Origin of the sequence: Curtobacterium sp. NPDC089689 (assembly GCF_044749145.1) — a bacterium.
Taxonomy (GTDB): Bacteria; Actinomycetota; Actinomycetes; order Actinomycetales; family Microbacteriaceae; genus Curtobacterium.
Genome location: NZ_JBIVHJ010000001.1, coordinates 1,382,827 through 1,405,364 on the forward strand (window position 1 = coordinate 1,382,827; position 22,538 = coordinate 1,405,364).

The following is a 22,538-nucleotide window of genomic DNA, read 5'->3' on the forward strand; positions in this document are numbered from 1 at the left end:
GCTGTTCGAACGTGTGTTCGAATGGTAGGCCACGACCGGCCGCTCGGCAACGGCCCGGTGCGGTGTGCGGACGGACGACTCCGGGCCGGGGGACGCCGACCTCGGAGCAGCCGCAGCGGCGCTCCGGTAGACGAGACGCATGACGGACGAGCGACACGACGACCACGGATCCGACGACCAGGGACCCGACACAGCGCACCAGGTCCCGGAGGGGGTGTCCGAGGCGACCGTCGAGGCGCTCGGCACGCTGTCCGCGGCGCTCGAGGTCATCGAGCACGCGCGGGGTCTGCTGTACGGCTTCCACCGCCTCACGGGCAAGGCCGACCTCGACCTCGGTGACGCCGTCGAGCAGCTCCGGAAGGCCGGGCACGCGGACCTCGCCGACCGCATCGACACCGAGCTCGTCGGGCGCAACGTCATCGCCGGCCGGTGGACCTTCCAGATCATGGAGGACTACGACGACGGCTACTACGCGCTCGCCAAGGAACTCGAGCAGGCTGCTCGCGACGAGCTGGTCGACGGGAAGCGCCACCTCTTCGAGGCGGGCATGAAGGAGGACCGGCGCACGCAGGGCCGACGCCACCACGAGGCCCGCCCGTCCGACCTGCCGGACTGACACCGCGCCTCCAGGCCGGAGCGACGGGCGTCGCACAACCAAAGTCACCCCGAACCGCGGCGATCCGTGGTTCGGGGTGACTTTGGTTGTGCGGAAGCTGCGCCGTGCGCCGCGCGCCGCGCGTCAGCCGACGCCGAGCAGCGCCTCCAGCGGCCCGCGCGCGAAGTACAGCAGGAAGCCGAACGCGACGACGTACAGGAGCCACGAGACCTCGCGGCCCCGGCCGGACAGCAGCTTGATGAGCACCCAGCTGATGAAGCCCGCGCCGATGCCGTTCGCGATCGAGTAAGTCAGCGGCATCACGACGATCGTGAGGAACGCCGGCAGCGCCGACCCGAAGTCCGTCCACGAGATGTCCGCCACCTGCGCGACCATGAGCGCGCCGACGACGACGAGCCCGGCGGCGGCGACCTCGAGCGGGACGACCTGCGTCAGCGGCGTGAGGAACATCGACGCCAGGAACAGCACGCCGGTCACGACCGAGGCCATGCCCGTGCGGGCGCCCTCGCCGATGCCGGCCGCCGAGTCGATGAACACCGTGTTCGACGACACCGAGGCGCCACCGCCGGCGATCGCCCCGACGCCCTCGACGACGAGCGCCGACTTGAGCCGCGGGAAGGTGCCGTCGGGGTGTGCGACCCCGGCGGCCTTCGCGAGACCGGTCATCGTGCCCATCGCGTCGAAGAAGTTCGTGAAGACGAGGGTGAAGACGAGCATCGACGCGGCGAGCGGGCCGATGCGGCTGAAGGCACCGAAGTCGAAGTGCCCGACGAGCGACAGGTCCGGCACGGCGAACAGCGCCGAGGGCAGGCCCGGGGCGTTGAGGTTCCAGCCGGTCTTCGACTCGACCGAGGTCGGCACCTGGAAGACCGCCTGCAGGATGATCGCGATGATCGTGGTCGCCACGATGCCGATGAGCAGGGCGCCCTTCACACGGCGGGCCATGAGCGTGCCGATGATGACGAGGCCGATGAGGAACACGATCGTCGGGAGCGCCCCGACCGAGCCGTCCTCGCCGAGCTGCAGCGGGGGTGAGGCCAGCCCGGACGACCGCACGAAGCCGGAGTCGACGAGGCCGATGAAGGCGATGAACAGGCCGATGCCGACCGTGATCGCGGCCTTGAGCTGGGCGGGCACGGCCGTGAAGATCATCGTCCGGATGCCCGTCAACGCGAGGATCACGATGATGACGCCGTTGATGACGACGAGTCCCATCGCCTCGGCCCACGTCACCTGGTGGACGACGCTGACGGCGAGGAACGAGTTGATGCCGAGGCCCGCCGCGATGCCGAACGGCAGGTTCGCGATGACGCCCATCGCGATGGTCATGAGGCCGGCGACGAGACCCGTCGCCGCGGCGACCTGGGCGTTCTCGAGCCAGCCGCCGGTGACGTCCTTCGCGGCCTGGTCGGCGCTGAACCCACCGAGGATCAGCGGGTTGAGGATGACGATGTAGGCCATCGTCACGAAGGAGACGAGACCACCACGGATCTCTCGGGGGATCGTCGACCCGCGGCTCGTGATCGAGAAGTAGCGGTCGAGGCCGGACGCGAAGCGGTTCCGGGGCGGCGTGTCGGTCTGCTGGGCGCTCACCGGACGAGTTTACAGAACGCTGGGAGCGCGGCGCGTCGCGCCGGGGGCGTCGGCCCGGAGGCACGGCTCGCCTCCGCGGGGTACGTCACCTCGGGTGCGCGCTCGCGTTCTGCGGCCAGCGACGGTGTTGGATGAGGACGTGAACGAACGACTGGACCGCGCGCGGATCGAAGCCGCCGTGCGCGAGCTCCTCCTCGCCGTCGGCGACGACCCCGACCGCCCCGAACTCGCCCGCACCCCGGGGCGCGTCGCGGACTCCTACGCGGAGTTCTTCTCCGGCATCGGGACCGACGCCGTCGCGATCGCCCGGGACGGCGTCGTGCACGCCGAGGACGGCGACCGCGGGCAGCTCGTCATCGTCCGTGACGTGAAGTTCCGGTCGATGTGCGAGCACCACCTGCTGCCGTTCATCGGCGTCGCACACCTCGCGTACGCACCGGGGGACCAGCTCATCGGGCTCGGCACGCTGTCCCGCGTGCTCGACGCCGTGGCCTCGCGCCCGCAGCTCCAGGAGCGGCTCGGTGAGCAGGTCGCTGCCACCATCGCCGAGGGCCTCGACGCGACCGGCGTGCTCGTCGTCCTCGACGCCCAGCACCAGTGCGTGACGACGCGCGGTGAACGCCAGACCGGCTCGACCACGGTGACGGTCGCCGCCACCGGGACCCTCGCCACGCCGGCCGGCCGCGCCGAGGCGATCGCCCTCATCGGCGCGGGCGTCGGCGCCGCCGGTGGACCGGCAGCCGGAGCCGACCACGGGACGGACGCATGACGACCGAGCAGCGCGATCCGAGCCTCCGAGCCGTCACGACCGGACGCGGCTGGGTGGTCCCCGACCTGCGCGACCCGGTCCGCACGATCGGCCGCCGCACGTTCGACTTCGACCACCGCGTCGCCGTCATGGCGATCGTGAACCGCACGCCCGACTCGTTCCACGACCAGGGAGCGACGTTCGCGCTCGACCAGGCCGTGGCCGCCGCGGTCCGTGCCGCCGAGCAGGGCGCCGACTGGGTCGACATCGGGGGCGTGAAGTTCGCGCCGGGGCCGGAACTCTCCGCTGCCGACGAGCTCGACCGGGTCTTGCCGGTGGTGGCCCAGCTCGCGCAGGAGTCCGACGTCGTGATCTCGGTCGACACCTTCCGCCCCGAGGTCGCCGAGGCCACGATCGCCGCCGGTGCCAGCGTCGTCAACGACACCACCGGGTTGTCGGACCCGCGGATGGCCGCCGTCGTCGCCGACTCCGACGCGACCATCGTGATCACGCACTCGACCGCCCCGCCCCGGCAACAGCTGCCCGAACCGCCGCACTACGACGACATCGGCCGGGAGGTCGTGGACTTCCTGCGCGAACGGGTCGACCGAGCACTCGCCGCGGGCATCCCGGAGTCGCGGATCATCGTCGACCCGGGCCACGACCTCAACAAGAACACCGTGCACACCCTCGAGCTCACGCGGCGACTGCCCGAGGTGGTGGCGCTCGGCTACCCGGTGCTCGCGGCCGTGTCGAACAAGGACTTCGTGGGGGAGTCGCTCGGGCGTCCCCGCGGGCAGCGGCTGTCAGGCTCGCTGGCCGCCGCCACCGTCAGCGCGATGCTCGGCGCCCGGATCGTCCGGATGCACGACGTCGTCGAGAGCGTCGACGCCATGCGCATGGTCGAGGCGGTCCTCGGCTGGCGCGAACCCGTGGAAGCGAGGCACAACACGTGACCGTCCTGCCCCCGTCCATCGCCGACCACTCCGACGAGGACCTGCTCGCGCTCTACGCCGACGGTGTCCCCGACGGCACCTGGCTCCGCGTGAACTTCGTCACGACGCTCGACGGGTCGGCCTCGGCCGGCGGTCGGACGGCCGACCTCGGCGGCCACGACGACCTCCGCGTGTTCGACCTCCTGCGCCGCACGGCCGACGTGGTCCTCGTCGCCGCCGGCACCGTCCGCGACGAGGAGTACGGCCCGATGGTCCTGCACGACGCCGACGTCGACTGGCGTCGTGCGCACGGGATGCCGGACCACCCGGTGTTCGCGATCGTCACGGGCTCGGCGGGCCTCGACCCGACGTCGCGGGTGTTCACCGAGGCGCCGGTGCGCCCGATCGTGCTGACCTCGGCGTCCGGCGCGGCGTCGGAGCGGGGTCGGGCGCTCGCGGAGGTCGCGGACGTCGTGGCGTGCGGGAACGACTCCGTGGACGTCGCCGCCGTCGTGCGGGCGCTGGGCGACCGTGGACTCGAACGCATCCACTGCGAGGGCGGGCCGTCGTTCTTCGGGGCGCTCATCGCGGCGGACCTCGTGGACGAGCTGACCCTGACGGTGGACCCGACGCTCGAGGGCGGGGAGGGGCAGCGGATCGCCACGGCGCCGTCCGGGTCGTCGGCCGCGGCGGGGCTGCGGCGCATGCGTCCCGCGCACGTCCTCCTCGGCGCCGACGGGGTGCTCCTGACGCGGTACGTGCGCGCCTGACGCCGCGCCGCGTGTTGCCGAGTCTCGTGCGGCCTGCCGCGTCCCGGGGCTGCGCCGGTAGGGTCGGACGTGTGATCGACGTCGTGGTGTCCGGGGTCCTGTTCGACATGGACGGGACGCTCGTCGACTCGACCGCGGTCGTCGAGGCAGCGTGGACCCGGTTCGGCGAGGAGCACGGGCTCGACCCGGTCGAGATCCTCGGCTTCTCGCACGGCCGCCAGACGATCGACACGATCCAGCGCTTCCTGCCCGACCTGCCCCGGGACGAACAGCAGGTGATCGTCGACACGATGATCGCCGCGGAGATCGACTACGTCCACGGGATCATCGAGGTCCCCGGCGCCGGCGCGTTCGTCCGGCGCCTCCAGGACCTCGGCGTGCCGGTCGCCCTCGTGACGAGCGCCCCGCGCGAGCTCGCGGTCAAGCGCATGATCGCAGCCGACGTCCCCGTCCCCGACGCCCTCGTGCCGTCGGAGGACGCCGAGCGCAGCAAGCCGCACCCCGAGGGCTACCTCCGCGGCGCCGAGCTGCTGGGGGTGCCGGCCGAGGAGTGCCTCGCGTTCGAGGACGCCCCCGCCGGAGTCGAGGCCGCGCTCGCCTCCGGGGCGACGACGGTCGTCGTGGGCACCCTCGAGGCCGCCGTCACCGCAGGCCTGCCGCGCATCGCCGGGTACGACGGACTGACCGTCGAGCCCGAGGGGTCCGGTTTCCGCATCCGCGGCTGAGCGGAGCCTGCCGACTGCGAGCACGTCCAGCGCCGTCCGACGACCGTGGACCCCGGCGGCCGGAACCACCGGGCCGCGGAAGGAGTGACCATGGCAGCCCTCGACGGCAAGAAGATCCTCGTCATCGCGACGAACTACGGCGTGGAGCAGGACGAGATCGTCGTCCCCACCGAGCAGCTCCGGGAACGCGGCGCGGACGTGACCGTGGCGGCGCAGGAGTCCGGCTCGATCGAGACCCTCGTCGGCGACAAGGACCCGGGGAAGTCGGTGTCCTCCGACACCACCATCGGCAGTGTCAGCGGAGCCGGGGACTACGACGCACTGGTCGTCCCGGGCGGCACGATCAACGCGGACACCATCCGCCAGGACGCCGACGCGGTCGCGCTGGTGCAGGCGTTCGCCGAAGCAGGCAAGCCCGTCGCGGCGATCTGCCACGGCCCGTGGACCCTCATCGAGGCCGGCGTCGTCTCGGGGAAGACCATCACGTCGTTCCCGTCGCTGCAGACCGACGTCCGGAACGCCGGCGGCGATTGGGTCGACCAGGAGGTCCAGGTCGACGGTGGCCTCATCACGTCCCGCAACCCGGACGACCTGCCGGCGTTCGTCGACGCCATCGAGCACGCCCTCACGGCGTAGGCCGGCTGCGGTCCGCCCCCGTCGCCTCACAGCAGGGGCGCGACCCCCAGCGGGACGGGCGCGGCGGTCCACAGCGTCGCGAGTCCGACGGAGAGCACCCCGTCGGACTCCGGGTCGCACCGGACCCCCGCCCGACCCCGCATCGCCCGGAACGCCCCCGGCGCCACCTCGTGGTCCATCCACGCGCACGGGTTCGCCGGCCGGTACCCGCGGAACCGCACGACCCCCTGGCCGGAGTCGAGCGCGAACGGCCGTCCGCGGAGCGCCTCGACGTCGGCACCGCGGAGGAACACGTTCCGCCGGGTCGCCACCGGGTCGACGTCGGCGCCGAGGGAACGCGCCACGTCCTCCAGGCCCTCGAGCCCCACCACGGTGACGCTCGCGTGCACGTGGGCCCGCGCGGCGAAGTAGCGGTCGCCGACGATGCCGAGCCCCGCCCGCAGCTCGACGCGGTCCCGCAGCTCGGGCGTCGACGGGTCGGCCGGCAGCGCGCCGTCGGCCGGACGCCCCTCGTACCGGTGCCGGGGTGACGCGAGCAGCAGCGCGACCACGACGTCGGTCCGGCAGGGCAGCCCGTCGGGCGCGACCAGGTCGTCGGCGGATGTCATGCGGCCGACGCTAGCCGTGCCTCCTGGCCGTCACTGCTGTGTCCGATTCCCGCCAGTCGATGTCGGTGAGCCGTGCGACGCTGGACCCATGTCCACCACCGCAGCCGACACGCTGCACGCCGAGCGGTACCGCGCCGTCGCCTCGCGCGACGCGCGGTTCGACGGCCAGTTCGTCACCGCCGTGCACTCCACCGGCATCTACTGCCGCCCGTCGTGCCCCGCGCGCACCCCACGCGAGACCGGCGTCACGTTCTTCCGGACCAGCGCCGCCGCACACCTCGCGGGCTTCCGCGCCTGCAAGCGCTGCCTACCCGAGGCGACCCCCGGCAGCCCAGAGTGGAACCTCCGCGAGGACGTCGCCGGCCGAGCCATGCGCCTCGTCCTCGACGGCGTCGTCGAGCGCGAGGGCGTGCCCGGCCTCGCGGCCCGCGTCGGCTACTCGGAGCGGCAGCTCGGCCGCATCATGACCGCCGAGCTCGGCGCCGGGCCGAAGGCGCTCAGCCGCGCGCACCGGGCGCAGACCGCCCGGACGCTCCTCACCTCGTCGGACCTCCCGATCGCCGACGTCGCGTTCGCAGCAGGCTTCGCGAGCGTCCGCCAGTTCAACGACACCGTGCGCGAGGTCTTCGCCGTCACACCGTCCGAGCTCCGCGCCCGGCGCACCCTCCGACCGGTCGCCGACGGCACGCTGCACGTCCACCTGCCGGCCCGCGCGCCGTTCGACGTGCAGGGACTCCTCGAGTGGCACGCGCTGCACGCGCTGCCCGGCACCGAGCAGGTGGACGTCGACCCCGACGGTCGGGTCACCGCGTACGGGCGGCTGGTCACACTGCCGGGAGGCACGGGCTGGTTCCGCGCGACGGCCGCCGCCGGGCGGGCGGTCGGCATCGACCTGCAGGTGCGGGTCGAGGACCTGTCGGACCTCCCCACGCTGGTCGCGCGCGTGCGCGCACTGTTCGACCTCGACGCCGACCCCACCGCGGTCGACTCGGTCCTCGCCACCCTCCCCGAGCTCGCGCCGGCGGTGGAACGGGTACCCGGCATCCGACTCCCCGGCACCGTGGACGCGCACGAGGTCCTGATCCGCACGCTCATCGGGCAGCAGGTCTCGGTCGCGGCGGCACGCACGGCGCAGACCCGGCTGGTCGCTGCCCTCGGAGAACCGGCGCCGGAGTCGGTGCTCCCCGGCGGGCGGCTCTTCCCCACGGCGGACGTGGTCGCCGAGCGGGGCGGGACGGTGCTCCGCGGCCCCGGTGCTCGCGTGCAGACGATCCTCCGCGTCGCCGCCGCGCTCGCCGACGGGTCGCTCGTGGTCGACGCCGGGCAGTCGGTGCACGAACTGCGCGCCGGACTCCTCGCCGTGAAGGGCATCGGGCCGTGGACGGCGGACTACGTGGCACTCCGCGTGCGCCACCACCCCGACGTGTTCCTGCACAGCGACCTCGCGGTGCGGAACGGTGCACAGGAACTCGGGTTGCCCGGTGCCGTGCGCGAGCTCTCCCTACGGTCGGAGCAGGTGGCGCCGTGGCGGAGCTACCTGACGATGCACTGCTGGCGACCGATCGTCGACCGCGCGATGGCGACGGCCGGCGTCAGCCACATGACGACTGCGGCTGCTGCCGCCCGGAAGGACGAACGATGAGCGACGCGACCATCCAGACGCTGGACACCCCAGACGGCCCCTTCACCGTGCTCGAGGACCCCGAGGGGCGGGTCCTCGCCTCGGGCTGGACCGACTCCGTCGAGCGGATCCTCGGCCGACTCGCCGAGCGGAACCGGCCCGAGCGGGTGGTCGACGGGCGGGTCGCCTCCGCGGAGGCCGTCGACGCGTTCTACGCGGGCGAGGTCGAGCACGCGATGCAGGTGCCGGTCCGGCAGTCCGGTACCGAGCTCTTCACCGAGGGGTGGCGGCAGCTCCGGCACATCCCGGCCGGCGTCGTCCTGACCTACCGGGAGTTCGCCGCGGCGATGGGGCGGCCCGATGCCGTGCGCGCCGCCGCGAGCGTCTGCGCGCGGAACGCCCCGGCGCTCTTCGTGCCGTGCCACCGGGTGCTCCGGAGCGACGGGACCCTCGGCGGGTTCGCGTGGGGGCTCGACGTCAAGCGGTCCCTGCTCGAGCGCGAGTCCGTCGGGACGACGGCGCTCGTCTGAGGGCTGCACCGCGCCGTCCTCCCCCTGGTTGCGGGTGTTGGCGCGCGCTCGCGGCCCTGCCATGCTCGACAGGACCTCACGCACGGTCCGTCCCGAGGACCCGGCGAACCGCCGTCGCACGACCCTCGAGGACCGCATGCACCCACACGCTCCCCCGCCCGCCGTCGACCGCACGGTCCGCTCCGCCGACGGCACCGAGCTCGCCGTGACCGAGACCGGCACCGGGCCCGCGCTCGTGGTGGTCGGCGGTGCGTTCGACCACCGGGGCACGCCCTACCTCGAACGACTCGTCGCGGCGCTCGCCGACCGGTACCGCGTCGTCACCTACGACCGCCGCGGCCGGGGCGCTTCGGGGGACACCGAGCCGTGGGCGATCGAACGCGAAGTCGATGACCTGTCCGCCGTCGTGGAGTCGGTGTCCGGTCCCGTCGCGGCCTTCGGCGCCTGCGTGGGCGCGGGGGTGCTGCTGCACGGGCTCGCGGCCGGTGTCCCGATCACCCGCGCGGTCCTCTTCGAACCGCCGTTCCGGGCGAGCATCGAGCACCACGTGGACGACGTCGTGTTCGCGGACCTGCTCGACGAGCACGTCGCGGTGGGTCGGCGGTCCCAGACGGTCCGGGCGTTCCTCGCACACGTCCTCGGCGTCCCCATGGGGCAGGTCGCACTGCTCCGGCTCCGACCGGCGGTGTGGTCGGCGCTGCTCGGCGACGCCCACGTGCTGCCGCGCGACGTCCGGGTGCTCAACGGCCTCGTCATCCCCGAGCGCGTCGCCGCGGCGGTCGGGGTGCCGGTGCTCGTCGCGTCCGGGGACGCCGGGCCGGAGTTCATGGGGCAGGCAGCCCGAGCGCTCGCCGAGGCGATCCCGGGGGCGGTGCACGTCCAGCTCGCCGGGCAGTGGCACCGGCCGGAGCCCGCGGTGGTCCGGCGGACGGTCGACCGGTTCGTGGGGAGTGCGCAGGCTGCGAAGATGGACGGGCGACCGCACCCCGTCCTCCGGGGGTCCAGTACTCCTGCGAAGATGGACGGGTGACCGCACCCCGTCTCGGACTCCTGCTCGACGTCGACGGCCCCGTCGCCAGCCCGGTGACCCGGACCATCGCGATCCCGAGCATCGTCGAGGACCTCGTCGCCCTCGCCGCCGAGGGCATCCCGATCGTCTTCAACACCGGCCGGAGCGACGCCTTCATCCGCGCCGAGGTCGTGGCGCCGCTGCTCGCCGGCGGCCTGACCGAGGACACCCGCGTGCACGCCGTCTGCGAGAAGGGCGCCGTCTGGTGCTCGATCGGCCCGCAGTACGAGGGCGGGATGGGCGAGCTCACGGTGGCCGACGACCTCGCGCTGCCGAGCGACTACGCGGACGAGATGCGCGAGCTGGTCCGGACCGAGTACGCCGACCTGGTCTTCTTCGACGAGACGAAGCGCGCGATGGTGTCGATCGAGCAGCGCGTCGAGGTGCCGAACGCCACGTACCTCGCGCGCCAGGCCGAGTTCGACGCGAAGGCGATGGCCGCGCTCGTGCGCCGCGGGCTCGGCGTCCGTCGGCTCGGCGACGTCCGACCGGCGGCGGACGGCAGCGTCGCGTGGCGGGTCGACCCGACGATCATCTCGACCGACGTCGAGTCGGACCGGAGCGGCAAGGACCTCGGTGCCGAGCGCTCCCTGGAGCTCCTCGCGGCCGACGGCGAGCTGCCGATCGCGTGGCGGACGATGGGCGACTCCCGGAGTGACTACGCGATGGCGGACTGGCTGCACGCGAACGGCCACGACGTCGCGCACGTGGACGTCCGTCCGGCCGACGGGGTGCCGGCGACGCCGTACCCGGTGCTCACCGCTCCCGACGGCGTCATCCACGACGAGGCCGGCGCCCGCTTCCTGCGCGACTGGACCCGCGCGGCCTGACCGGACCCGCGCCGCCTGACCAGACCCGCGCCGCCTGAACGGACCGCCGCCGGCCGGTGGCTGCGTGCCGGAGCCGACCCGTGCCTCCCGGCTGTCATCGCGACCGCCGCGACGCGAGCCGCCGCGAGCCCGCCGGCCCGAACCCGTTCCGCCACGGAAGGACCGTCCGGACAGACGCTTTGCGTGCCGGGGTGGTACACCAGTACCCTCACGGGGTCCGCCGCCCAGCCGATGACGGGAACCACCCCATGGCAACACCGCTCCGTGTCAAGTCGATCGAGGCCTCCCTCGCCGACTCCGAAGAGCAGGGACGCTCGCTGAAGCGGTCCCTCAAGACGTTCGACATCGCCGCGATGGGCATCGCGGTCGCGGTCGGCGCCGGCATCTTCTCGGTGGGCGCGAACGCCGCCGCGAACTTCGCCGGGCCGAGCGTCATCGTGTCGTTCATCCTCGCCGCCGTCACGTGTGGTCTGGCGATCATGTGCTACGCCGAGTTCGCCTCGACGATCCCCGTCGCCGGCTCCGCGTACACGTTCACCTACGCCACGATGGGCGAGCTGCTCGCCTGGATCGTCGGGTGGGACCTCATCCTCGAGACCCTGACGGCCAGCGCGGTGATCGCGAAGTACTGGGGCATCTACCTCAGCACCGCGTTCGAGGTCTTCGGGGTGCAGCTGCCCGACTCGATCGCCATCGGTCCGATCGGCTTCGCGTGGGGGCCGGTCCTCATCGTCGCGGTGTTCACCGTGCTGCTTGCCTTCGGCACGCGGCTGTCGTCGCGCGTCTCCGCTGTCATCACGATCGTCAAGGTCGCCATCGTGGTGTTCGTCATCGTCGCGGGCGCCTTCTTCGTCAAGGCCGCCAACTTCACGCCGTTCGTCCCGCCGGCCGCGCCGTCGAAGGGTGCCGACGGCAGCTTCTGGACGCAGTCCCTCGTGTCCTGGGCGACCGGCTCGGCCCCGGCGCAGTACGGCGTCTTCGGCCTGCTCGCCGCGGCGTCCCTCGTGTTCTTCGCGTTCATCGGCTTCGACGTCGTCGCCACGAGCGCCGAGGAGACCGAGAACCCGCAGAAGACCCTGCCCCGCGGCATCTTCCTCGGGCTCGGCATCGTGACCGTGCTGTACGTCGCCGTGTCCGTCGTCATCACCGGCATGGTGTCCTACCAGCGGCTCGCGCAGGAGGACTCGCCGTCGCTCGCCTCGGCGTTCTCGATCGTCGGGCTGCCCTGGGCCGCGGGGATCATCGCGATCGGCTCGCTCGTCGGCCTGACAACGGTCGTGATGGTGCTGCTCCTCGGCCTGTCCCGCATCGTGTTCTCGATGAGCCGCGACGGCCTGCTCCCGCGCTGGTTCTCGCAGACGAACCCGAAGACGCAGACCCCGGTCCGCGTCCAGGTGGTCGCCGGTGTCGTCGTCGCGGTGCTCGCCGGCTTCTTCCCGGTCGAGAAGCTCGAGGGCATGATCAACATCGGCACGCTGTCGGCGTTCGTCCTCGTGTCGATCGGCATCGTCGTGCTGCGTCGGTCGCGGCCGGACGCACCCCGTGCCTTCCGGGTGCCGTGGTCGCCGGTGCTGCCGATCCTGTCCGCGGTGCTGTGCTTCTGGCTGATGCTCAACCTCGAGGTCGAGACCTGGCTGCGCTTCGTGATCTGGCTGGCGATCGGCTTCGCGATCTACTTCGGGTACAGCCGCCGCCACAGCCGGGTCGGACAGCGTCTGCAGTAACGCGCTCCCTCCCGAACCACGGAAGCGACATCGAACCACTCCGCCGGAGTGGTTCGATGTCGCTTCCTCGGTTCCGAGCGGCTCGCGGCAGGGTCGCGCCGGGCTACGCGCCGACGACGAGCGCGATGCCGAAGCCGAGCATCACGACGGCGACCAGGCCGTCGAACACCCGCCACGTGAGCGGCTTCGCGAACAACGGTCGGAGCAGCCGTCCGCCGAACCCCACCGCGGCGAACCACACGCAGCTCGCGAGGACCGCCCCCAGCGTCCACGGCCACCGCTCGACGGCGCCCTGCTGGTTCGCCACGGACCCGAGGAACACCAGCGTGTCCAGGTACACGTGCGGGTTCGCCCACGTGAAGACGAGCATGGTCGCCACCGCCCCGCGCACGGTCGGGACCCGGCCTGGAGGCACGGTGCGCGTCGTCCGCGCCGCCAGCGCGGGTGCGCCGGTCGCCTCCACGGCCACCGCGCCGTCGCGCCCGTCCGTGGACTCGGCGCTCCGGCGTGGCGCGGCGCGGAGTCTCCGGGACGGCGCGACCTCGGCGACGTCCGGTGCGGGCACCGCGACGCCGTCGTCCGCTGCCGCGTCGTCGAGCCGCAGGGCGTCGCCCGAGGGGCGGAGGGCGCGACGCGCCGCGAGCACGCCGTAGGTCACGAGGAACGCCGCCCCGACGAAGCGTACGACGACGAGCGCGACCGGGAACCGCTCCACGACCGCGCCGACCCCGAGCACCCCCGCCACGATGAGGACGGCATCGGACAGGGCGCAGACGACCACGGCGGCGGTCACCACCCGGAGGCCCGCGGACACCGCGAGGCGCAGCAGGTACGTGTTCTGCACGCCGATCGCCACGATCAGCGCGAGTCCGGTGCCGAGGCCGGCGAACAGGGGGAGGAGCACGTCTCCGACCGTAGGACAGACGGCGGATGAAGCCCAGTTCACGTTCCTGCTGCACCGTAAGCTCTGCTGCATGGCACGGTTCCAGCGCGAGCACCTCGAGACCCTGCTGGCCGTCGTCGACCACGGCACCCTCGACGCCGCCGCCCGCGCGCTGTCGATCACGCCGTCGGCGGTGTCGCAGCGTCTCAGGGCGATGGAGCAGCAGGCGGGCCGGGTCCTCGTGCGCCGGACCGTCCCGGTGGTGCCGACCGCCGCCGGCGAGGTCGTCCTCCGGCACGCTCGCCAGGCCAGACTGCTCGACGAGGAGACCGCGCGCGCCCTCGACGGGGACACCGGCTCCGTGCCGTCGATCCCGCTCGCCGTCAACGCCGACTCCCTCGGCACCTGGTTCCTCGACGCGCTCGCACGGGTCCGTGCTGACACCGAGGTGGTGTTCGACCTGCACCGCGAGGACCAGGACCGGACGGCGGAACTGCTGCGTGCGGGCACCGTCATGGCCGCGGTGACCGCCGAGGCCGATCCCGTACAGGGGTGCTCGTCGGTCGCCCTGGGCATCGACCGGTACCGCGCCGTCGCCGCGCCCGCGTTCGTCGAGCGGTACCTCGCCGACCTCGACCTGCGGGCCGCGAGCGAGCGGCGGGTGCTCGACCGCCTCGACGGGGTGCCGCTCGTCGACTACGACCGCGACGACGACCTGCAGCAGGGCTACCTCCGCACGGTGCTCGGGCACGCGCCGCACGGCCCACGGCACTTCGTCCCGACGTCGGCCGACTTCGCCCGGGCGGTCGGCCTCGGCTTCGGGTGGGGGCTCCTCCCCGAGGCGCAGTGCACGGCGCTCATGGCCCGCGGCGAGCTCGTCGAACTCGTCCCAGGGCGGCACGCGGACGTCGCGCTCTGGTGGCAGCGGTGGAACCTGGCGTCGCCGCTGCTCGAACGCGTGACGGCAGCGGTCCGGGCGACCGCGGCCGAACGGCTGCACCCGCCCCGCTGACGGCCGCTGCGGGGGAGTGCCCGACCGCGCGTCGTGCCTACTCCGTGATCCGTTCCGCGCGGCGGCGGCCACTGCGCGAACGCGCAACCATCCCGCGCACCGGCGGAACGGACGAGCGGCAAGCCGCAATCCCGCCCTGAATCGACGCAAGTTCACCTTCTGGACACCTGGTGCGCGGCGCGCCTCCGTAGGCTCGACCCACCTCGACGGTCACCCGCTGCCGAGGTGCTCGCCCCGCCGGCCACCCACCGGCCGGAGTGCTCCGCCGGGCTGCCACGTGCCTCCCGGACGAGCGCCGACGGACGCTGTCCGGCGGCCGAGCGCACCATCACCACGAGAACACCGAACACCCGCGGCCCACCCAGCCGCACGCACCACCCGGGTCGCCGACGTCGTCGACACCACCCCACGCGTCGGCGCCCGAAGCCGACGCGCGGGGTGACCGGGCCCGCGGCTGCCGCAGGAGGGCGGCCGCGCTCTCCGGACGGTCCTGGCGCTGCCCGGAGGCGCCCCGGCGCACCGTCGAGGGCATGTCGAGCAGATCCAGGACCGCCGCCGCGACGATCGTGGCCGCCACCCTCGCCGTGCTCCTCGCCGGGTGCACCGGCGCCGGTGCCCAGAACGGCAACCCGGTCGGCAAGGGACCGGCGAGCGACGACCCGGCGCGGACGACCTGCCCGGTCGCGGCGAAGGAAGCCGTCGACGTGATCGACGAAGCCGTCGGAGCCCACGACGACACCGACTTCGCGAGCGTCCGGGAGGGTGACGGCGGCTGGTACCTCGGGGCGTCGATCGCTCCGGCGGAGACGGACGACCCGAACGACGACGACGTGACCGTCTGGGCGACCTCGTCCGACCCGACGTCGGAGGACTTCGACGGACCCCTGTGGCCGGTCAACCGTGCCGCGAAGGACGCCGCGGGTGACCACGACGGTGCTGCGTCGGCGGCGCCCTCGGCGTTCACCGACGACTCAGACGCTGCGCGCTCGGTCCAGCAGTGCGTGGTGAACGCCGCGAACCGCTGATCCGTCGGCCGGTCAGGTCTGGCAGCGCGGGCACCAGTAGGTGTCCCGCAGTGTGAGCTCGGACTCACCGAGCTCCCCGCGCCGCACCGGGGTCCCGCAGCGCAGGCACGGCTTGCCCGCACGCCCGTAGACCCACAGTCGGCGGCCGGGCCGGTCGACCCCGGTCGTGATCCGGGCGTTGCGGTCCCGGTTCGCGGTGATGAGCCGCGACGCCAGCGCGATGACCCGCGCCGGGTCCGGCACCTGCCCGACCGGACGTGTCGGGAGCACGCCCCGGAGGAAGCAGAGCTCGGCGCGGTAGACGTTGCCGAGGCCCGCGAGGACGCGCTGGTCGAGCAGGGCGAGCCCGATCGGACGCTCCGGGTCGCGCGTGAGGTTCGCGAGCGCCAGGTCGGCGTCCCAGTCCTCGCCGAGGAGGTCCGGCCCGAGGTACCCGACGATCTCGGGCTCCTGCTCGCGCGGCACCACCTCGAGGATGCCGAGCGTGAACCCCACCGTCGAGACGTCGGCCGCGTCGAGCACGACACGCGCCTGGTGTGTCGGACGGCGCCACCGCTCACCGGGGGCGTACACGTCCCACCTGCCCTCCATCTTGAGATGCGAGTGGACGGTGAGGTCCCCGATGCGGTGCAGCAGGTGCTTCCCGCGTGGGACGACCTCGTCCACGGTGCGGCCCACGAGGTCGAGCGTCGCGAAGGCGGGCACGCGGAAGTCGCTTCGGGTGAGTTCCTTGCCGGCGAGGGCGGCGTGCAGCCGGTGTGCGGCTCGGTAGACGGTGTCGCCCTCAGGCACGGAGGCGCACCCCCTGCGGCGTCGCGGTGAAGCCTGCGTCGCGCAGCGCCTGCCCGAGCGGGGACTCGAGCACGAACGCACCGTCGACCCGCTCCACCGAGAGCTTCCCGAGCCCGCGTCGGACGGTGGCGGCGATGGACACCGCGGCGGCCGCGAGGTCCCCGGCGTCGTCGGTGAAGGTCAGGACCGACTTGCCGCCGCGCTCGACGTAGACCGTCAGCGCGCCGTCGACGAGCACCACGAGCGCGCCGGCCTTCCGCCCGGGACGGTGTCCGCGGGCAGACTGCTTGCCTCCCGTTGCCCCGCCCACGGTCGAGCCGCCCGCTGTCGCGTTCCTGCTCGTCGCGTTCTCGGCCGCTGCGGGCTCGCCGGGGCCACCGCCCCCGTCCGCGTCGTCGCCCGTGACAGCGCCGTCGTTCGGCCACGCCAGCGCCGCCCCGTACGGGTTCGCCGGGTCGGTCGCCGCGAGGGTGATCGCCTGGCGGGTCCGCTCCGGGTCGCTCCGTTCGTCGTCGTCGAGGTCCCGCGCGAACGTCCGCAGCCGGTCCACCGTCGGGCCGGTGGCGAACTGCGCTGCGCCGAGCCCCTCGACGAAGTACCCGCGCCGGGCCCGGCCGGTCTCCTCGAACCGCGCGAGCACCCGGTACACGCCCGCGAACCCGCCGCGGACCCCCTCGACCTGGACGGCCCCGCGGGTGACGACGCCGTAGCGCTCGAGCAGCTGCTCCGCCGTCGCTGCGGCCCGCACCGTGGCGTCCGACTGCGCGAGCGGCAGGATCGACCAGCGCCCGCCGACCGTCGGCGGCCCGGACTGCGTCGGCAGCGTCGGGCGACGACGTCCGCGGTACGCCCGGGCCCGCGGGGTGCTGGCGCTCTTCGCTCTGCCGCCGAGCATCGCCCGCAGCGGCGCGAGGGTGTCGTTGGTGATCTGCCCTGCCCACACGAGGTCCCACAGCGCCGTGGTGAGTGCGGCGTCGTCCGTGCTGCCGACGGCCTGGGCGAGCTGGCGGAAGAAGTACGCGCCGCCACCGGCGAGGGCACCGAGGACGTCCCGTTGCAGCTCGGTCGTCTCACCGCCGTCCGGCTCCACCAGGGTCGTGTCCGCGGTCTCGGCGAGGTGGAACCGCACCCACCCGTCGTTGCCCGGCAAGGTGCCACCACCGGACCACAGCACCTCGCCCGTGGCCGTCAGCTCGTCGAGCATGCTCGGCTGGTAGTCGGTGACGCGGGACGGCAGCACGAGGGACTCCCAGGCGCTCGCGGGCAGGGCCACGCCGGCCAACTGGTCGAGCACCTGCAGCACGCCGTCGATGCCGCGCAGACCACCGCGTGTACCCGGGGTGTGGACGTGCTGCCACGCCGGGAGGAACCGCGCGAGGGTGTCCGGCGACACCGGCTCGACCTCGTGCCGGAGCGCCGCGAGCGACTTCGTGCGGATGCGGCGCAGCACCTCGGCGTCGCACCACTCGGCACCCTGGCGGTCGGGTCGGAACTCGCCCTCGACCACCCGACGGTCGGCGGCGAGGCGTCGCAGCGTGTCCTGCACCACCGCGATGCCGAGGCCGAGTCGGGCAGCCGCCTCCTGCGCGGAGAAGGGGCCGTGCGACCGGGCGTACCGGCCGACCAGGTCACCGAGCGGATCCGCGACCGGCTCGACGAACGCCGTCGGCACGCCGATCGGCAGCGGGACGCCGAGGGCGTCACGGAGCCGCGAGGCGTCCTCGATCACGGCGTACCGGGTCTGCCCGGCGTGCGAGAACGACAGGACACGGCGGTCGCGCTCGAGCGCCTGCAGCGCGGTGGCGACCGGCGCGGTGTCGCCCTCGGCGGTGGCCCAGCTCCGCGCGGTGAGTTCGGCGAGGTCGAGCGCCCCCACGAGTCGCAGGACGTCCACGAGCCCCTCTCCGTCGCGCGCCCGGCGGTCGGGGGAGAGCCGCTGGAGGTCCTGCTCGACCGAGGCGATCACGGCCGGGTCGAGCAACTCCCGGAGCTCCGCGCGGCCGAGGAGCTCGCCGAGCAGGGTCGAGTCGAGTGACAGCGCCGCCGCCCGCCGCTCGGCGAGGGGCGAGTCGCCCTCGTACATGAACGCGGCGACGTACCCGAACAGCAGCGTCCGTGCGAACGGCGACGGCTGCTCGGTCTCCGTCTCGACGAGCTTGATCCGCCGCCCGGCGATGTCGTCGGCGATGGACAGCAGCGACGGCACGTCGTAGACGTCCTGCAGGACCTCGCGCACGGTCTCGAGGACGATCGGGAACGTCGGGTACTTCTGCGCGACCTCGAGCAGCTGGGACGCCCGCTGCCGCTGCTGCCAGAGCGGCGACCGCTGCCCGGGGTTCCGGCGGGGCAGGAGCAGGGCTCGGGCCGCACACTCCCGGAACCGGGCCGCGAACAGCGCGGAGCCGCCGACCTCGTCGGTCACGAGGACCTCGAGCTCGTCGCGGTCGAACACGAAGAGGTCGGCGCCGGGTGGTTCCGCGTCGGTCTCGGGGATGCGCACCACGATGCCGTCGTCGGCCGCCATCGCGTCGCCGTCGATGCCGTGTCGCTCCCGCAGCCGCGCACCGACCGCGAGGGCCCACGGCGCGTGCACCTGCATGCCGTACGGCGAGTGCATGATCATGCGCCAGTCGCCGAGCTCGTCGCGGAAGCGCTCGACCACGAGGGTCGTGTCGTTGGGCACGTACCCGGTCGCGGCGCGTTGGTCGCGGAGGAACGTCAGCAGGTTGGTGACGGCGCGTTCGTCGAGACCGCCGGAGGACACCCGGGCGCGGGCGTCGTCGTCGGAGGCCGACTCGACCTCGCGCACGAACGCGCCGGTGGCCCGGCCGAGCTCCGCGGGACGACCGAGTCCGTCGCCCTTCCAGAACGGCACCCGCCCGGGCTGCCCGAACGCCGGGCTCACGAGCACCCGGTCGTGGGTGATCTCCTCGATCCGCCAGCTCGTCGCACCGAGCGCGAACACGTCGCCGACGCGGGACTCGTAGACCATCTCCTCGTCGAGCTCACCGACGCGCGACGCCCGCTCACCGACCATGAAGACGCCGAACATCCCGCGGTCGGGGATCGTGCCACCGCTGGTCACCGCGAGCCGCTGCGCGCCCGGACGGCCCGTCAGGGTGCCGTGCACGCGGTCCCAGACCAGCCGGGGCCGCAGCTCGGCGAACTCGTCGCTCGGGTATCGCCCGGTCACGAGGTCGAGCGTCGCCTCGAACGCCGACCGCGGCAGGCTGCTGAACGGTGCGCTCCGGCGGACGAGCTCGAACCAGTGCTCGACGTCGACGGTGTCCACCGCTCCGGCGGCGACGGTGTGCTGGGCGAGCACGTCGAGCGGGTTCGCCGGGACGCCGATCGACTCGATCTCGCCCGCGACCATGCGCTCGACCGTCACCGCGCTGTTCACGAGGTCCGCGCGGTGCTTCGGGAACAGCACGCCGCGCGAGATCTCGCCCACCTGGTGCCCGGCGCGGCCGACGCGCTGCAGACCGCTCGCGACCGACGGCGGCGCCTCGACCTGCACGACGAGGTCGACCTCGCCCATGTCGATGCCGAGTTCGAGGGAGCTCGTCGCGACCACGCACCGGAGTCGTCCGGACTTGAGGTCGTCCTCGATGATGGCGCGCTGGTCCTTCGACACCGAGCCGTGGTGGGCACGGGCGAGCACCGGCACGCTGGCGTCGGACCCCCCGCCGCCGGTCTGTCCGGACGCACCGACGACGTCGGCCGGCGGTCGCTTCGGCTGCGCGACGGGCGCATGGGCCGAGGCGCGCGCGGGGGACTGCCCGCGCGGCCGGGTCGGCGCGACCGGCAGTCCGTCGTCGGCCGGGGAGGTACCGGCGGGGACGAGCACGCCGTCACCAGCGGCGGCGAGCACCCGCTCCTCGTGGATCTCGTTCAACCGCGCGGTCAACCGCTCCGCCAGCCGTCGGGAGTTCGCGAACACGATCGTCGAGCGGTGCTCTTCGATCAGGTCGACGACACGCTCCTCGACGTGCGGCCAGATCGACCCGTTCGTCGGTGACTCGGTCGCGTCCGCACCGACCGGCGGAGCGCCGAGCTCGGTCATGTCGTCCACGGGGACGACCACCCGCAGGTCGAACGTCTTCTGCGCCGGCGGCGCGACGATCGTCACCGGGGCCCGGCCGCCGAGGAAGCGCGCGACCTCTTCCGGGGGCCGCACGGTCGCCGAGAGCCCGATGCGCTGGACGGGCTTCTCGAGCAGGTCGTCGAGGCGTTCGAGCGACACCGCGAGGTGCGCACCGCGCTTGGTCGACGCGACCGCGTGCACCTCGTCGACGATCACGGTGTCGACGTTGACCAGGGTCTCTCGAGCGCTCGACGTGAGCATGAGGTACAGCGACTCGGGCGTCGTGATGAGGATGTCCGGTGGCTGGCGCAGGAGTCGCTGTCGATCGGACGACGGGGTGTCACCGCTCCGCACGCCGACCGTGACGTCGGGTGGCTCGAGACCGAGCCGCCTGGCGGTCTGGGTGATGCCGACGAGCGGGCTGCGGAGGTTCCGCTCCACGTCGACACCGAGCGCCTTGAGCGGCGAGACGTAGAGGACCCGCGTCCGTTGCTTGGCGGGCGGCTGGTCGGTCGCGCTGATGAGCCGGTCGATCGACCAGAGGAACGACGCGAGGGTCTTGCCGGACCCGGTCGGAGCGATCACGAGTGCGTGCTGGCCGGTCGAGACGGCGTCCCACGCGCCGGCCTGCGCAGCGGTCGGGGCCGGGAACGCGCCGCGGAACCACTCCGCTGTGGCGGGGGAGAAGCGCTCGAAGACGTCCGTCATGGTCCGTCCCATCCTGCCCGCGGCCACCGACAACGGGCCGAGGGAAGAACGTGCTTGACACAGCGATAGTTACCGATCTATCGTTACTACATCACGATACGACGAAGGCCGATCGGTCAGACCGGATCGCGAGCCGACTCAGCACGACGAAAGGACACCTCATGCGCTTCGACGACATGAACCCCCAGCAGCACCAGCACCCGCGTGGCCCCCGCTTCGGCGGCCCGCGACACCACCACGGCGCCGGCTTCCCCGGCCGTGACCGCGGTGACCACCAGCGCGGCGGCTTCGGCCCCGGGCGTGGCTTCGGTCCCGGCTTCGGCCCGGGCTTCGGCCCCGGGTTCGGCGGTCCGGGCTTCGGCGGCCGCGAACGCCGTCGCCGCGGCGACGTCCGTCTCGCGATCCTCGGCCTCCTCGCCGAGGGGCCGCAGAACGGCTACGCCGTGATCAAGACCATCGCCGAGCGCACCGGCGGCGCCTGGAAGCCGAGCCCCGGCTCGGTGTACCCGACGCTCCAGCAGCTCGTCGACGAGGACCTCGTCGTCTCGACGGGCGACGGCCGCAAGACGCTCTTCGAGCTCACCGACGCCGGCAAGGCCGAGGCCGAGTCCAAGGCGGACGAGATCGCGGCGGCGTTCGAGGCGCCCGGCATGCCGGACGCGCAGCGCGCCTTCGTCGAGTCGCTCCGGAAGACCATGGGCGTCCTGCACATGTACCGGACGACCGCGACGGACGAGCAGATCGCGGCGGCGACCGACAAGGTCGACCAGCTCCGCAAGGACCTCCTGCAGATCCTCGCGGACTGACCGCGCGACCCCACGACGGACGGGAGGCCCGGTGCCAGCTGGCACCGGGCCTCCCGTCCGTCTGTCGGCCGCCATCACCCCGAGACTCGGCCTGAGCGACCGATCTCGCGTCTCCGAGCGCGAGATCGGTCGCTCACCACGAGTCTCGGCGGCGCGGCGCGGCGCGGCGCGACCGCGCTACGCGCCGTCGCCGACGAACGCCGCCACGTCCGCCAGCTCCGCTGCGGACACCGCGTGCGGCAGCCCCGAGTACTCCCGGTCGGTCACGTCCGTGTTCGCGGCGGCCCACGCCTGCGTCCGCGCGGTGGCCTCGGCCGGGATCACCGGGTCGAGGTCGCCGTGCCCGAGGAACACCCGCGGCCGGACCGCCGCGACGGCCTCGTCCCGCGAGTCCGTGACCCCCGGCACGACGAACCCGGACAGCGACACCGCGAACGCGAAGCCCGCCGGCCGGGCGCGGAGGAGCTGCAGCGCCATCGAGCCGCCCTGGGAGAAGCCGAGCAACCCGATGCGCGGGTGGTCGGCGGCGACCGAGTCCACCCATTCGAGGACCTCGGCCACGGCGACGTCGACGAGCTCCGGCGACGGCGACCCCGGCGTGCCGAGCGGGTACCAGGAGAAGCCCGGGCCCCACTCCATCGGCGCCCGCAGCGAGGCGACCGTCCAGGCGGGTGGCAGCGCGGGCGCGAGGCCGAGCAGGTCGCGCTCGTTCGACCCCACCCCGTGCATCGCGACCACGAGCGGGGTGCCCGGACGCTCGGACGGGTCGCGGGTCCACTGCACCAGGTCGCTGTCGATCATGCGGCCAACGCTAGCCGTG

General features: G+C 73.4%; 20 protein-coding genes. 14 read left to right on the plus strand and 6 right to left on the minus strand.

Going from position 1 to position 22,538, the window contains the following annotated elements; all coding sequences use genetic code 11:
* Window positions 1–139 precede the first annotated feature (139 nt).
* Window positions 140–616 (plus strand): hypothetical protein, encoded by a 477-nt coding sequence (locus tag ACIPYW_RS06775; protein ID WP_400412028.1) that lies wholly within the window; start codon window positions 140–142, stop codon window positions 614–616.
* 123 nt (window positions 617–739) lie between these two features.
* On the opposite strand, the gene ACIPYW_RS06780 is transcribed toward ACIPYW_RS06775, so the two are convergent.
* On the minus strand, window positions 740–2,209 hold the full coding sequence (locus ACIPYW_RS06780) for an NCS2 family permease (RefSeq protein WP_400412030.1): 1,470 nt from the start codon (window positions 2,207–2,209) through the stop codon (window positions 740–742).
* A gap of 139 nt (window positions 2,210–2,348) precedes the next feature.
* Between ACIPYW_RS06780 and folE the strand changes: the two genes are divergently transcribed.
* From folE to ACIPYW_RS06805, 5 genes are all read left to right on the plus strand, one after another.
* On the plus strand, window positions 2,349–2,978 hold the full coding sequence (gene folE / locus ACIPYW_RS06785; RefSeq protein ID WP_400412032.1) for a GTP cyclohydrolase I: 630 nt from the start codon (window positions 2,349–2,351) through the stop codon (window positions 2,976–2,978).
* Window positions 2,975–3,913, plus strand: a complete 939-nt coding sequence (gene folP / locus ACIPYW_RS06790) for a dihydropteroate synthase (RefSeq protein ID WP_400412034.1) — start codon at window positions 2,975–2,977, stop codon at window positions 3,911–3,913. Before folE ends, folP begins: the two co-directional genes overlap by 4 nt.
* The gene (locus ACIPYW_RS06795; protein ID WP_400412036.1) at window positions 3,910–4,662 is read left to right on the plus strand and encodes a pyrimidine reductase family protein; all 753 of its coding nucleotides are present in this window, start codon (window positions 3,910–3,912) and stop codon (window positions 4,660–4,662) included. Before folP ends, ACIPYW_RS06795 begins: the two co-directional genes overlap by 4 nt.
* A 71-nt stretch (window positions 4,663–4,733) precedes the next feature.
* Window positions 4,734–5,387, plus strand: coding sequence for an HAD-IA family hydrolase (locus ACIPYW_RS06800; protein WP_400412039.1), 654 nt, complete (start codon window positions 4,734–4,736; stop codon window positions 5,385–5,387).
* A gap of 90 nt (window positions 5,388–5,477) precedes the next feature.
* Window positions 5,478–6,023, plus strand: coding sequence for a type 1 glutamine amidotransferase domain-containing protein (locus ACIPYW_RS06805; protein WP_400412041.1), 546 nt, complete (start codon window positions 5,478–5,480; stop codon window positions 6,021–6,023).
* A gap of 26 nt (window positions 6,024–6,049) precedes the next feature.
* On the opposite strand, the gene ACIPYW_RS06810 is transcribed toward ACIPYW_RS06805, so the two are convergent.
* Window positions 6,050–6,631: a molybdenum cofactor biosysynthesis protein gene (locus ACIPYW_RS06810; protein WP_400412043.1), complete on the minus strand. Its 582-nt coding sequence runs from the start codon at window positions 6,629–6,631 to the stop codon at window positions 6,050–6,052.
* Between the two features lie 88 nt (window positions 6,632–6,719).
* Between ACIPYW_RS06810 and ACIPYW_RS06815 the strand changes: the two genes are divergently transcribed.
* From ACIPYW_RS06815 to ACIPYW_RS06835, 5 genes are all read left to right on the plus strand, one after another.
* Window positions 6,720–8,273 (plus strand): AlkA N-terminal domain-containing protein, encoded by a 1,554-nt coding sequence (locus ACIPYW_RS06815; protein ID WP_400412046.1) that lies wholly within the window; start codon window positions 6,720–6,722, stop codon window positions 8,271–8,273.
* The gene (locus ACIPYW_RS06820; protein ID WP_400412048.1) at window positions 8,270–8,782 is read left to right on the plus strand and encodes a methylated-DNA--[protein]-cysteine S-methyltransferase; all 513 of its coding nucleotides are present in this window, start codon (window positions 8,270–8,272) and stop codon (window positions 8,780–8,782) included. Before ACIPYW_RS06815 ends, ACIPYW_RS06820 begins: the two co-directional genes overlap by 4 nt.
* A 61-nt stretch (window positions 8,783–8,843) precedes the next feature.
* A complete protein-coding gene (locus tag ACIPYW_RS06825) occupies window positions 8,844–9,812 on the plus strand; it encodes an alpha/beta fold hydrolase (protein WP_400412051.1) in 969 nt (322 codons plus the stop codon).
* Window positions 9,809–10,681, plus strand: a complete 873-nt coding sequence (locus tag ACIPYW_RS06830) for a hypothetical protein (protein WP_400412053.1) — start codon at window positions 9,809–9,811, stop codon at window positions 10,679–10,681. The genes ACIPYW_RS06825 and ACIPYW_RS06830 overlap by 4 nt, the downstream gene beginning before the upstream one ends.
* Before the next feature lie 248 nt (window positions 10,682–10,929).
* Window positions 10,930–12,405 carry an APC family permease gene (locus ACIPYW_RS06835; RefSeq protein ID WP_400412055.1) on the plus strand — a complete coding sequence of 492 codons (1,476 nt, stop codon included), beginning with the start codon at window positions 10,930–10,932 and terminating at the stop codon, window positions 12,403–12,405.
* 103 nt (window positions 12,406–12,508) lie between these two features.
* On the opposite strand, the gene ACIPYW_RS06840 is transcribed toward ACIPYW_RS06835, so the two are convergent.
* Window positions 12,509–13,309, minus strand: coding sequence for a LysE/ArgO family amino acid transporter (locus tag ACIPYW_RS06840; protein ID WP_400412057.1), 801 nt, complete (start codon window positions 13,307–13,309; stop codon window positions 12,509–12,511).
* A gap of 70 nt (window positions 13,310–13,379) precedes the next feature.
* On the opposite strand from ACIPYW_RS06840, the gene ACIPYW_RS06845 reads away from it, so the two are divergent.
* A complete protein-coding gene (locus tag ACIPYW_RS06845) occupies window positions 13,380–14,300 on the plus strand; it encodes a LysR family transcriptional regulator ArgP (RefSeq protein ID WP_400412059.1) in 921 nt (306 codons plus the stop codon).
* A 530-nt stretch (window positions 14,301–14,830) separates the two neighbouring features.
* On the plus strand, window positions 14,831–15,325 hold the full coding sequence (locus ACIPYW_RS06850) for a hypothetical protein (RefSeq protein WP_400412061.1): 495 nt from the start codon (window positions 14,831–14,833) through the stop codon (window positions 15,323–15,325).
* A 12-nt stretch (window positions 15,326–15,337) separates the two neighbouring features.
* Here the strand turns inward: ACIPYW_RS06850 and ACIPYW_RS06855 are convergent, their stop codons facing one another.
* Window positions 15,338–16,117, minus strand: coding sequence for a DNA-formamidopyrimidine glycosylase family protein (locus tag ACIPYW_RS06855; protein WP_400412063.1), 780 nt, complete (start codon window positions 16,115–16,117; stop codon window positions 15,338–15,340).
* On the minus strand, window positions 16,110–20,912 hold the full coding sequence (locus ACIPYW_RS06860) for a DNA glycosylase AlkZ-like family protein (RefSeq protein WP_400412065.1): 4,803 nt from the start codon (window positions 20,910–20,912) through the stop codon (window positions 16,110–16,112). The genes ACIPYW_RS06855 and ACIPYW_RS06860 overlap by 8 nt, the downstream gene beginning before the upstream one ends.
* Window positions 20,913–21,073: 161 nt before the next feature.
* Here ACIPYW_RS06860 and ACIPYW_RS06865 point away from each other — a divergent pair, with 161 nt between their 5' ends.
* Window positions 21,074–21,718 (plus strand): PadR family transcriptional regulator, encoded by a 645-nt coding sequence (locus ACIPYW_RS06865; protein ID WP_400412066.1) that lies wholly within the window; start codon window positions 21,074–21,076, stop codon window positions 21,716–21,718.
* Window positions 21,719–21,895: 177 nt separating this feature from the next.
* On the opposite strand, the gene ACIPYW_RS06870 is transcribed toward ACIPYW_RS06865, so the two are convergent.
* Complete coding sequence (locus ACIPYW_RS06870) at window positions 21,896–22,519, minus strand: alpha/beta hydrolase (RefSeq protein WP_400412069.1); 624 nt, start codon at window positions 22,517–22,519, stop codon at window positions 21,896–21,898.
* Window positions 22,520–22,538: the final 19 nt, after the last annotated feature.

What these genes read in the sequence shown, in the direction of transcription:
- ACIPYW_RS06775 (WP_400412028.1), top strand. Translation starts at nt 140, where the DNA reads ATGACGGACGAGCGACACGACGACCACGGATCCGACGACCAGGGACCC.
- folP (WP_400412034.1), top strand. Translation starts at nt 2,975, where the DNA reads ATGACGACCGAGCAGCGCGATCCGAGCCTCCGAGCCGTCACGACCGGA.
- ACIPYW_RS06805 (WP_400412041.1), top strand. Translation starts at nt 5,478, where the DNA reads ATGGCAGCCCTCGACGGCAAGAAGATCCTCGTCATCGCGACGAACTAC.
- ACIPYW_RS06810 (WP_400412043.1), bottom strand. Translation starts at nt 6,631, where the DNA reads ATGACATCCGCCGACGACCTGGTCGCGCCCGACGGGCTGCCCTGCCGG.
- ACIPYW_RS06815 (WP_400412046.1), top strand. Translation starts at nt 6,720, where the DNA reads ATGTCCACCACCGCAGCCGACACGCTGCACGCCGAGCGGTACCGCGCC.
- ACIPYW_RS06820 (WP_400412048.1), top strand. Translation starts at nt 8,270, where the DNA reads ATGAGCGACGCGACCATCCAGACGCTGGACACCCCAGACGGCCCCTTC.
- ACIPYW_RS06825 (WP_400412051.1), top strand. Translation starts at nt 8,844, where the DNA reads ATGCTCGACAGGACCTCACGCACGGTCCGTCCCGAGGACCCGGCGAAC.
- ACIPYW_RS06835 (WP_400412055.1), top strand. Translation starts at nt 10,930, where the DNA reads ATGGCAACACCGCTCCGTGTCAAGTCGATCGAGGCCTCCCTCGCCGAC.
- ACIPYW_RS06845 (WP_400412059.1), top strand. Translation starts at nt 13,380, where the DNA reads ATGGCACGGTTCCAGCGCGAGCACCTCGAGACCCTGCTGGCCGTCGTC.
- ACIPYW_RS06850 (WP_400412061.1), top strand. Translation starts at nt 14,831, where the DNA reads ATGTCGAGCAGATCCAGGACCGCCGCCGCGACGATCGTGGCCGCCACC.
- ACIPYW_RS06860 (WP_400412065.1), bottom strand. Translation starts at nt 20,912, where the DNA reads ATGACGGACGTCTTCGAGCGCTTCTCCCCCGCCACAGCGGAGTGGTTC.
- ACIPYW_RS06865 (WP_400412066.1), top strand. Translation starts at nt 21,074, where the DNA reads ATGCGCTTCGACGACATGAACCCCCAGCAGCACCAGCACCCGCGTGGC.
- ACIPYW_RS06870 (WP_400412069.1), bottom strand. Translation starts at nt 22,519, where the DNA reads ATGATCGACAGCGACCTGGTGCAGTGGACCCGCGACCCGTCCGAGCGT.